Source organism: Phormidium pseudopriestleyi FRX01 (genome assembly GCF_017313335.1).
GTDB classification, from domain to species: Bacteria; Cyanobacteriota; Cyanobacteriia; order Cyanobacteriales; family Laspinemataceae; genus Laspinema; species Laspinema pseudopriestleyi.
Map to the genome: position 1 here is coordinate 1 of NZ_JAFLQW010000405.1, position 9,384 is coordinate 9,384.

General features: G+C 44.9%; 9 protein-coding genes. 5 read left to right on the forward strand and 4 right to left on the reverse strand.

Annotation, left to right across the window (positions count from 1 at the left end; genetic code table 11):
* Window positions 1-55: 55 nt before the first annotated feature.
* From J0895_RS15160 to J0895_RS15175, 4 genes are all read right to left on the reverse strand, one after another.
* Window positions 56-712 carry a SitI3 family protein gene (locus tag J0895_RS15160; RefSeq protein ID WP_207088889.1) on the reverse strand — a complete coding sequence of 219 codons (657 nt, stop codon included), beginning with the start codon at window positions 710-712 and terminating at the stop codon, window positions 56-58.
* 95 nt (window positions 713-807) lie between these two features.
* On the reverse strand, window positions 808-1,725 hold the full coding sequence (locus tag J0895_RS15165; protein WP_207088890.1) for an alpha/beta fold hydrolase: 918 nt from the start codon (window positions 1,723-1,725) through the stop codon (window positions 808-810).
* A gap of 66 nt (window positions 1,726-1,791) precedes the next feature.
* Window positions 1,792-2,103, reverse strand: a complete 312-nt coding sequence (locus J0895_RS15170; protein ID WP_207088891.1) for a YkvA family protein — start codon at window positions 2,101-2,103, stop codon at window positions 1,792-1,794.
* Window positions 2,104-2,248: 145 nt separating this feature from the next.
* Window positions 2,249-3,595 (reverse strand): TldD/PmbA family protein, encoded by a 1,347-nt coding sequence (locus tag J0895_RS15175; protein ID WP_207088892.1) that lies wholly within the window; start codon window positions 3,593-3,595, stop codon window positions 2,249-2,251.
* Between the two features lie 443 nt (window positions 3,596-4,038).
* Here J0895_RS15175 and J0895_RS15180 point away from each other — a divergent pair, with 443 nt between their 5' ends.
* The 5 genes from J0895_RS15180 to J0895_RS15200 all read left to right on the forward strand — a co-directional run bounded on the left by J0895_RS15180 (window position 4,039) and on the right by J0895_RS15200 (window position 9,114).
* Window positions 4,039-4,629 (forward strand): DUF4129 domain-containing protein, encoded by a 591-nt coding sequence (locus tag J0895_RS15180; RefSeq protein WP_207088893.1) that lies wholly within the window; start codon window positions 4,039-4,041, stop codon window positions 4,627-4,629.
* Window positions 4,626-5,753: a DUF4350 domain-containing protein gene (locus J0895_RS15185; RefSeq protein ID WP_207088894.1), complete on the forward strand. Its 1,128-nt coding sequence runs from the start codon at window positions 4,626-4,628 to the stop codon at window positions 5,751-5,753. The genes J0895_RS15180 and J0895_RS15185 overlap by 4 nt, the downstream gene beginning before the upstream one ends.
* Before the next feature lie 18 nt (window positions 5,754-5,771).
* The gene (locus J0895_RS15190; RefSeq protein ID WP_207088895.1) at window positions 5,772-6,722 is read left to right on the forward strand and encodes an AAA family ATPase; all 951 of its coding nucleotides are present in this window, start codon (window positions 5,772-5,774) and stop codon (window positions 6,720-6,722) included.
* A gap of 105 nt (window positions 6,723-6,827) precedes the next feature.
* On the forward strand, window positions 6,828-8,138 hold the full coding sequence (locus J0895_RS15195) for a DUF58 domain-containing protein (RefSeq protein WP_207088896.1): 1,311 nt from the start codon (window positions 6,828-6,830) through the stop codon (window positions 8,136-8,138).
* A 70-nt stretch (window positions 8,139-8,208) separates the two neighbouring features.
* Window positions 8,209-9,114, forward strand: a complete 906-nt coding sequence (locus tag J0895_RS15200; protein WP_207088897.1) for a hypothetical protein — start codon at window positions 8,209-8,211, stop codon at window positions 9,112-9,114.
* The last annotated feature ends 270 nt before the right edge of the window (window positions 9,115-9,384 follow it).

The following is a 9,384-nucleotide window of genomic DNA, read 5'->3' on the forward strand; positions in this document are numbered from 1 at the left end:
AAGTTGCAAAAGCGGATATTTCGAGCGAGTGAATCGTACCCACAACAGGGTGGCATTACTGAGGAGCCGTGTGAGGTGAAAGTCTCATGCACGGTTCTGAAGGAGAGGTAGGGGTAGCGATGCCCCTATCGACTCTAACGATTTCCCTTAAGTAAAAGGCGATCGCTTCATTGGCTAATCTAGTCGGGGACTGGCCTCGTGCCGTTGCTACTGCTTGCAGTTGCGAATAAATCGGGTTATCAACTGCAAGCGTGGTACGGCGATCGTACAGTAACAGTGAACGCAAAGGTTTGATATAAAAGGGTTGATTGAATTTCTCAATTTCATCCCTAGAGGTCAGAGGAATTTTTTCATTAAAAATTAAGGGGCCTGATATTCGCTGCAAGACCGTAGATTCTGAATTAAACAACAAAACAGCATCTCCGGATAGATGACGCAAAACCAACATAGATGCTTCTAGTAAAATCTGCTTTCCCCGTTGGTAATTTTCCTGGGAATCCAGCCAGAACCATAAATCTAAAGTAGGCTTAAATCCAAAGGTTTCCATCATAATCGATTGACGATGCTCGGTTTCAAGAGTTGCTCCTAATACAATACCAGGCCCAAACAACCGACTCTCTTCCCACTCTAGCTCAAGTTCTTGTGACAACAGTTTTAAAACGTCTAAGGGTTGCCAATCCGTGACAATTCTTAATTCATATTCTAACGACATAAATTCCTCTTTTTGTCAAAAAAATGGCTAAGGTGCGTCAAACCAATATCTGATGAACTAATCCAATAATTTAAGTTTTTGACGCCCCATTTTAGCTATCCTTCCCGAATAAAAGGCGCGATCGCCTGGACAAATTCAGCCGTTGCTTCATAGGGTAAAACATTCCGCCCATTAATTTTTACCCCTTTTCCATTCGGTAAAGCATTCAAATAAGCCGCCAATCGCTCATCAGGGGTTTCCCTTAACCCTTCCCGACTAATATTAGACGTATTTTGCCCAATCACAACTAAAGTCGGTTGCTGAATATTGGAGATATCCTGTTCATAATCTTCCCGCCAAAACCCCGCCAAAAAAGCAAACACCGCGTGGCGACTCTCCAAATTAGCAGCCCCTTTCTCCAACATATTCAGCCAATTCTCATCTACAGAATTGGGATTTTCAAACAGTTGTTTAATCGAAAATGATTTTAAAAACTTTCGACTGCGGGCATACCGATAAAATGCCGTTCCCCAGGGCGTATCAAATAACAAATTCCACCGGAGGTTATTTTGGATATCTGACCCTTCTCGGGTCATAATTTTCCACCCCGGAGGGCCTGATAATGCCAGCTTTTTAATCCAGGGCGTTTCCCCGGATGGTAATTCTTTATCCAGTTGCACTAATTTAATCGCAACCGGAAACAATGCCCCTTGGGTGACAATAATCACCGGCTTTTTCACAACAGTTTTGATAAAATGCAAGACTTGTTCGGCCCAATCTTGGGGAGTATAAGTCACCCGAGGCATATCGCTATCCCCACATCCCAGTAAATCTGGATTGTAAATGGGATTTGTATTTCCTGCTTGATACCACGCTTCGCAAAACCGATACCAAAAATTACCCGATAAACCCACCCCAATCGGATGAATTAATACCAGGGGAGTGTTCGCATCTTCGGCATGATGCACTTGATAGGAACATTGATAATTTTTCCAGTTATAAAACTGGGTTTGTGGAGAGGATTCAATAGACATGGTAATGTTTAAGGCTTGAGTTAGAGATGACCAAGATACAGAAGAAAAAACAAAAATTAGGGCTGCCTAATCTACAGAAACCGCATCTACGTCAACGGTTTGAGTTTCAGGATGGGATGATTCAGAATCAACTTCCCCCTTGACGTTACTGGGATTTAAGCTTTGCATCCATTCGGTGAGCAGTTCAGAAATGCCCCCTACTAACAAAAATAGTAAAGCTACATCATCAATTTGTCCTAAAATAGGGATGAAATCTGGGGAAATATCCAAAGGACTAATCAGATACAGTAAACTTGCTAAAATTACAGGCCACCGATATTTAGGATTGCGGAGGACCGTGCGATATAAGCTAGAAATAATGGAGAGGGAAAATTTCATGGAGACCTACTTTATAACCCTTTAAAGAAATCAACTGGATTCGATTATAAACCAAAATTTGCCAAATTTGGAGGGACTGAAGAGGTGATGGAAAAGTTTCTCCCCAGTCCCTTGCCTGTTTCCTCTGCCCGTTTTCTGGATGAGGTTATATACTATCCGTGGTACTCGTAAAGTTAAATGCTTTGACGCGCACACCGGGAACGACGCTACCCCCAAAGCGTTGCACTGTTGTGAGGGCATCCACCTCTCGCAACATCGCCGGTAAACTTTGATTAAAGCGCAGGTTTTCGATGGGGTAGGCAATTTCCCCATTTTCAATCCAAAATGTACCATCCCGAGTCATGCCGGTGACTTCTAAGGTGCGCGGATTGATATAGCGCACATACCAAGCGCGACTGACTAGGATGCCTTGTTGAGTTTGGGCAATTAAATCAGCGATACTCGCTTCGGAACCTGTCATGGCGATGGGATACATCATCCCGGTGGGTTGTTTACCCTGCTGTTGCGCCCAATAGCGACTGTAGGAGAGGGTTTGGGGAATGCCATTGGTGATGATGTCCAAGGGTGTATTACTCAATCCATCCTCGAAAAAGGTGCCGGATTGCAATAAGGGATGGGCGGGATTACGCTGGACTTGTACCAAGGGACTAAACATTGTTTCTCCGACGCGATTCCCAGCGGATTTGCCTGCTGCATCGGTGTGAGACATAAACGATCGCCCTTCGTCGGCGGCCCTGGCATCTAAATTCCAAATCAACCAAGGCAGTAAGTCGGCAAAAGCTGCTGCATCAAAGATGACGGGATACACACCCGGTTGAATTTTGCGGGGAGACTGCGAGGCAACGGAACGGGCGATCGCCTGTTCGGTCATTTGTGCGATCGGGAGGCGATCGAGGGCAAAACCCGTGCGAGAAGTCCAACTGGACCCCTTGCCAATTTTAGCCGTTACGCTGAACTCTGCCTCAGTTTTGCGATCGCTTGCCAATACCCCCAGAGAATTGCCGATCGCCCGAATCGTGGCAGAGACACTCAGAGTCCCGGAACTTTCCACCCCAGCTTGTGCCGCCTTCTCACAAACCTGTTTAACCATTTCGCCTCGCCGCAAGGGAGAAACCGTGGCAGTGGCATCATCAAAAGCGGGAATCCGGCGATCGTAGAGTTGGGGTTCGAGGAGGGGAACCCATTCCGGGTCCTCCGGCGCAATTCGTGCGAGTTCTTCCGATTGGCGCAGGGTTGTGGCGATCGCCTCCGGATCCAGTTCCGAAGTAGATGCCGAAGCACTCCGTTTGCCAAAATAACTGGTAATCGTGAGATTAAATCGACTTCGACTAATATTTTGGGTAATTTGATTCTCGGAAAACCGACTCAGAGAGGATTCCCCCTCACTCAGACTCACGAAAACGCCGTCGGATTGGGATTGCTTCAGGGTCGATTCCACCAAGGATAAGGCTTGGTCCTCACTCATTAAAATGGGGGCAGTTGCTGGGGTCATAGGAATTTTAGAATTGAGAGCTTATCGTTTATTTTATCATTGGGGAGGCAATAGTCTGGGGGATTTTTGTTTCTATTTGGGTGTAAAGGCAGGTCAGGAGAAATTCTTCAACTGAAGCAAGTCAAACAATCAGCTAATCACTAATTGGGATAACTCTATAAGAATACCACAATCTGAAGTTGATTATTTGCCGATCGCCCCACTTCCTCAATCTTGAATTCCCCCTTAAATAACCTTGAAAAAACGAATTTCTGACCCAGAACTATGATAAATTGATGAAAATTTCTGTCAGAAACCCGGTTTCTTGTCCTTTGCCGCAATAATCGGGTTGATTCTGTAGGCGATCGCCACCCTAATCGATTATAAATAGATCATCGATCGCCCGAGAGGGTGTGTCTTGACTGCTGTATCGATTAACTTATTGTATCGGATGCAACGGATTTATGCCTACAGAGTCGTTTGAGAATAATAGTATCGGTTGGCAAATCCAACTCTTCCGACAAAATATATCCGAATGGTGGGAACGGCAAACCTCTAAACTGGAACTCCCAGAATTCCCTCAGTTGGAAATTTCGGGATTAGATCAAGTGGCAAGGGTCATCGGGTGGGCGATCGCCATTTTACTGGCAGTCTGGTTTCTCTGGCGTATTTCTGATGTCTTGGTCCCTTATCTCTATCGGGTTTTCGGTCCGACTCCTGTTAAGGGTCAAGAAACGACGCTCACCCCCAGATTATCCGTGGAGGAATGGTTAAAGCGATCGCGCCAGTTTCAGAGTAAGGGCAATTATGGCGAAGCTTGTCGCTGTTTATATTTGGCAATGTTACAAGGGTTAAATGATCGAGGCCTTATTCTCCACCAACCCAGTTTAACAAATCGCGAATATCAGATATTACTCCAGCAAAATATCCGTAGTTCTGCTTATCAAACCCTGTTGCAAACCCACGAACAATTCTATTTTGGCAATCAAAATATTACTGCGGATAAATTGGGGGAATGTCAGGAAGCATATCGAGAAATTGAGAGGAAATCATGAACCTGTCGAATCGTAAATTAGGGGTGTTTGCTGTTCTGGCGATCGGGGCGATTATCCTGCTCACTTTTGTGATGGCCCCGGCAAACAGTGGCCGAATTAATAATGGTTCAACTTATCGACTGAATCCCGATGGATATGGGGCCTGGTACGCTTATATGGAAGCCCGAGAAGTCCCCATTCAACGGTGGAAAAAACCGGGTTATGAATTAATCGAAAGTGAAGCGATTGATCCGTCGGTGACCTTGATTCATGTTGACAGTCGGTTCACCCGGGAAAGACGAGGCGAAAGCGATTCAAACCTCCTATCTGAATTAGAACAAAACTGGGTCAAACAAGGGAATATTATCGTCATTCTAGGGATAACAACGCCGGTTACTGAAGCGCCATTTAGCACCCTTCAGGAAAGCGATTTTGGGGAAATAAAAATTGATACGATGAGACGGAACCGTAACGCCAGCCAAGTTTTGTTAGGGGATGAATTTGGCGCTATGGTTTGGCAGGAAAATATCGGTCAAGGCAAAGTAATTTATGCAAATACTCCCTATTTAGCCGCCAATGCGTATCAAGATATGCCCGGGAATTATGAGTTTTTAGCTAATCTGGTTAGTGAAGGCGATCGGCCAATTTTTATCGATGAATATTCCCACGGCTATAAAGATACAGAAGTCATCGAACGGGAACAAAGACAGACTTTAGTCAATTATTTCCTTCAAACCCCCGTATTTCCGGCCTTGGTGCAGGGTATCCTATTAATTATTGTCCTAATTTGGGCCAATAATCGGCGATTGGGACAACTGAATCGATTATCGACACCGGGGTTGGAAAATAGCAAAGCCTATATCCAGGCTTTAGCCGGAGTCTTGCAAAAAGCAGGCCGTCGTGATTTTATAGTAGAGGTGGTGGGAAAAGAAGAACAATTGCAACTGCAAAAAGCATTAGGATTGGCTTCAGTTCCCCTGGATTATGAAACCCTGGCACAAGCTTGGGCTGAAAAAACCGGGCGTCCGGCAACGGAATTAATGCAGCAGTTGCAGGTAATTTCTCAACCGCGTCGCCTTCGCAAATTCAACTTGCTAGGCTGGGTGAAAAAATGGGCGGCAATTCGTCGGGCCATTTCATTGTAAGGGTTAGGGATTCAAAGCATGAGTGAAACAAGGGCAATTTTAAAACGCCTGGGTCAGGCATTGGACAAAATTGTGGTCGGACAATCGGCAGTGGTGCAACAATTGCTGGTAGCGTTGTTATCGGGGGGTCATGTCATTTTAGAAGGTGTCCCGGGAACGGGAAAAACGTTATTAGTGAAGGTGTTAGCGCAGTTAATTCAGGCGGATTTTCGCCGAATTCAGCTTACGCCGGATATCTTACCTTCGGATATCCTCGGGACGAATATTTTTGATATGAATACCAGCAGTTTTACCTTAAAAAAGGGGCCGGTTTTTACGGAGATTTTGCTGGCGGATGAGATTAACCGGACTCCCCCCAAAACTCAATCTGCCCTATTAGAAGCGATGGAGGAACAGCAGATTACTTTGGATGGGGAAAGTTTGCCATTACCGGAGTTATTTTGGACGATCGCCACTCAAAATCCCCTGGAATTTGAAGGAACCTATCCCCTGCCGGAAGCGCAACTTGATCGCTTTTTGTTTAAACTGGTGGTGGATTATCCGGACTCGGCAGCGGAAAAGCAAATGTTGCTGAATTCTCAGGCAGGATTTCAGGCAAAACGCTTAGAGTTAACTCGAATAAAACCTCTAGCAACGGTACAGCAAATTCTCCAGGCGCGAGAGGAAGTTAAGGGGGTGCAGGTGGCTGATAATCTACTGGATTATATGTTAGCTTTGGTGCAGAAATCGCGCAAATTCCCGGATTTAGCATTAGGTGCTTCCCCGCGATCGGCAGTCGCTTGGCTACAAAGTAGTAAGGCACAAGCTTGGTTAAAGGATCGGGATTATGTGACGCCAGATGATGTCAAAGCGGTGGCATTTCCTTTACTGCGTCATCGGTTTATTCTCAAACCAGAAGCGTTACTCGATGGCGTTCAAATTGACAGTGCGATCGCCTCGCTTCTCCAACAAGTTGCGGTTCCCAGATGAAGGCTAAAGGATGAGGAATTAGTGGTTTTCATGGTTCAACCTCGTTTATTCCTCCTCATTTTTCAGATAACTAACGACTGCCCCATAAACCGGAGAATTGTCATAATGATTCCATCCAGACTGCTGTATTTACTGTTAGGACTCGGAATAGTCATCGCAATTTTTATAGCGATTCTATTTAATCCCACGGTCAGTATTTTCATAACATTGACGTTTGATTGTATTGTGTTAATCTTGGGTTTTATTGATAGTCAGCGCCTGCGAAACTATCGGGTTAATGTGACGCGATCGCCTCTGGGTAAATTGTCCATTGGGCGAGATAATCCAGTGGTGCTTACTGTTGAGGCGAGGAAAAAATTAGCGGTAATTCGGATTGGCGATCGCTATCCGATGGCATTTGAAGTGTCTGCACCGCACTTGCAAACCACCGTAGCGGCGAATACGACCCAAGAACTCACTTATACTGTTAAACCCAGCAAGCGGGGGGAGTACGAGTGGGGGGATATTCAAGTGCGACAGTTGGGCTCCTGGGGGTTGGCGTGGTTGGATTGGACCATTCCGGCAGCGGTGAAAGTGCCGGTTTATCCCGATTTGGTGGGATTGCGATCGCTGACGATTCGTCTGGCGTTGCAGTCTACCGGCACCATGCGGCAACGGATGCGTCGCCTGGGGAATGGCACGGAATTTGCCGAATTGCGGGAATATGGCATGGGGGATGATACACGCCTGATTGATTGGAAAGCAACGGCGCGGCGTCATCGTCCTCTAGTGCGCGTTTTAGAACCGGAACGGGAGCAAACCCTGCTGATTTTACTCGATCGCGGGCGGTTAATGACGGCGCAGGTGCAAGGGATGCAGCGGTTTGACTGGGGGTTAAATGCTACTTTATCGTTAGTGTTGGCGGGGTTAAATCGAGGCGATCGGGTTGGGGTTGCCGTATTCGATCGCGACATTCATACTTGGATTCCCCCAGCACAAGGTCAACATCAAATGCCTCACTTAATCGAACGTCTCACTCCCCTTCAACCCGTATTACTTGAACCCGACTATATGGGGGCCGTCACCCGTGTGGTGTCCCAACAAACTCGCAGGGCGCTGGTTGTGATGATTACAGATATAGTTGATGCCACCGCTTCTGCCGAACTACTGGGGGCCTTACAACGCCTCACCCCGCGTTACTTACCCTTTTGTGTCACCCTCCGCGATCCTCAAGTCGATGAAATTGCCCATACTTCCACGAATGAGATTGACACAACCTATTCCCGTGCAGTAGCATTAAATTTATTATCTCAGCGCCAATTAGTATTTGCCAATTTAAAGCAAAAAGGTGTTTTAGTGTTAGATGCCCCAGCTAATTTAATTAGCGATCAAGTGGTGGATAGCTACCTTCAACTCAAGGCCAGAAACCTGTTATAACGATTAGGGCTTACTTGTCATTAATCGACGAAACCTGAGTCAATTTCTTTCAAATATCAAGGTAAACATCATGCGTTATTTTACAGAAGAAAATGCGGTAACAGCAAGTATAAATTTATATCGTAAACGATTTAAGACTTACTTCAAGATTTCCTTAATTTCCCATCTATGGTTTTTGGTGCCAATTTATGGATGGGCTAAGTTTTTTGCCGGTTTAGCAATCATTTCACGGTTAGCATTTTCTGAGATTAACGGTAAAACTGAAACAGTAACTGAAGCTCAAAAGCATATCAATCCGAAACTTTGGAAATTTTTTCTTGCCTCTATATTAGCCTCTTTAGGTTTTGCCTATCGAGCATTTTTATGGGTAATTCTTTGGAGCATTTCTTCGGGATTATTATCTTCATTACTCATTCTTTTGCTGCCCAGCTTGTGGAGCATTAATTATGGATTAGGGGCATTATTTTCTATTGTTTTCTTTGTAATGATGCTGTTTATATATGCTTGGTTTTTCATCAAATCAATTGAAATATACTCTCCTTTCTTTATTTATAAAATTCCCCTAGCCATAGAAGAAGACATCACATCATCGACTACCATAACTCGCTCTCGGCAGTTAGTCCAAGGGCTCCGACGCTCCGTTGTCAAAACGATTATTCTTCCGGTTTTTACTACGACTCCTATCATTATTTTATTCACTGTACTTTGGCTGTTTATTTCTGGATTCATTACAAGGGTGATTTCCCCTAACTCTGAAGAGTTTACTTCTCTATGGATTGAACAAGTTATTTGGATAATTTACTGGAGCTGCTTTAACATTCTGTTTACTCCCTTTTGGCAAACCTTAAAATCAATGGTCTACTATAACCTCCGGTGTCAGAAAGAAGCCTTTGATTTACCCACAACCCTCTCTAGTTCTATTTCTTATTCTTATGATGATGCCGGTGATTTTAGTGGGGTAGGGAGTGAGTCATAAGTTGAAGTGCTGAAGGGTTTGGGAAGAGACTCACTCTCTCCCCAAACCCATTTGGATTCAAATCGTTATGGGACCGATTTTAAATGGGACTGGGAGTCTTTCAAAGGGATTAATCTATTATTTTTTCTGGCAACTACAATAGCGGATAAGGAGGGCTAATAAGCCAATACCTGTTACATATTTAAGGGAATCAGGGATAGCGGGATTCGGGGAGAAAAATCCTTCGATAAATCCGGCAATGATTAACATTGGTACAATCCCAAAAACCAG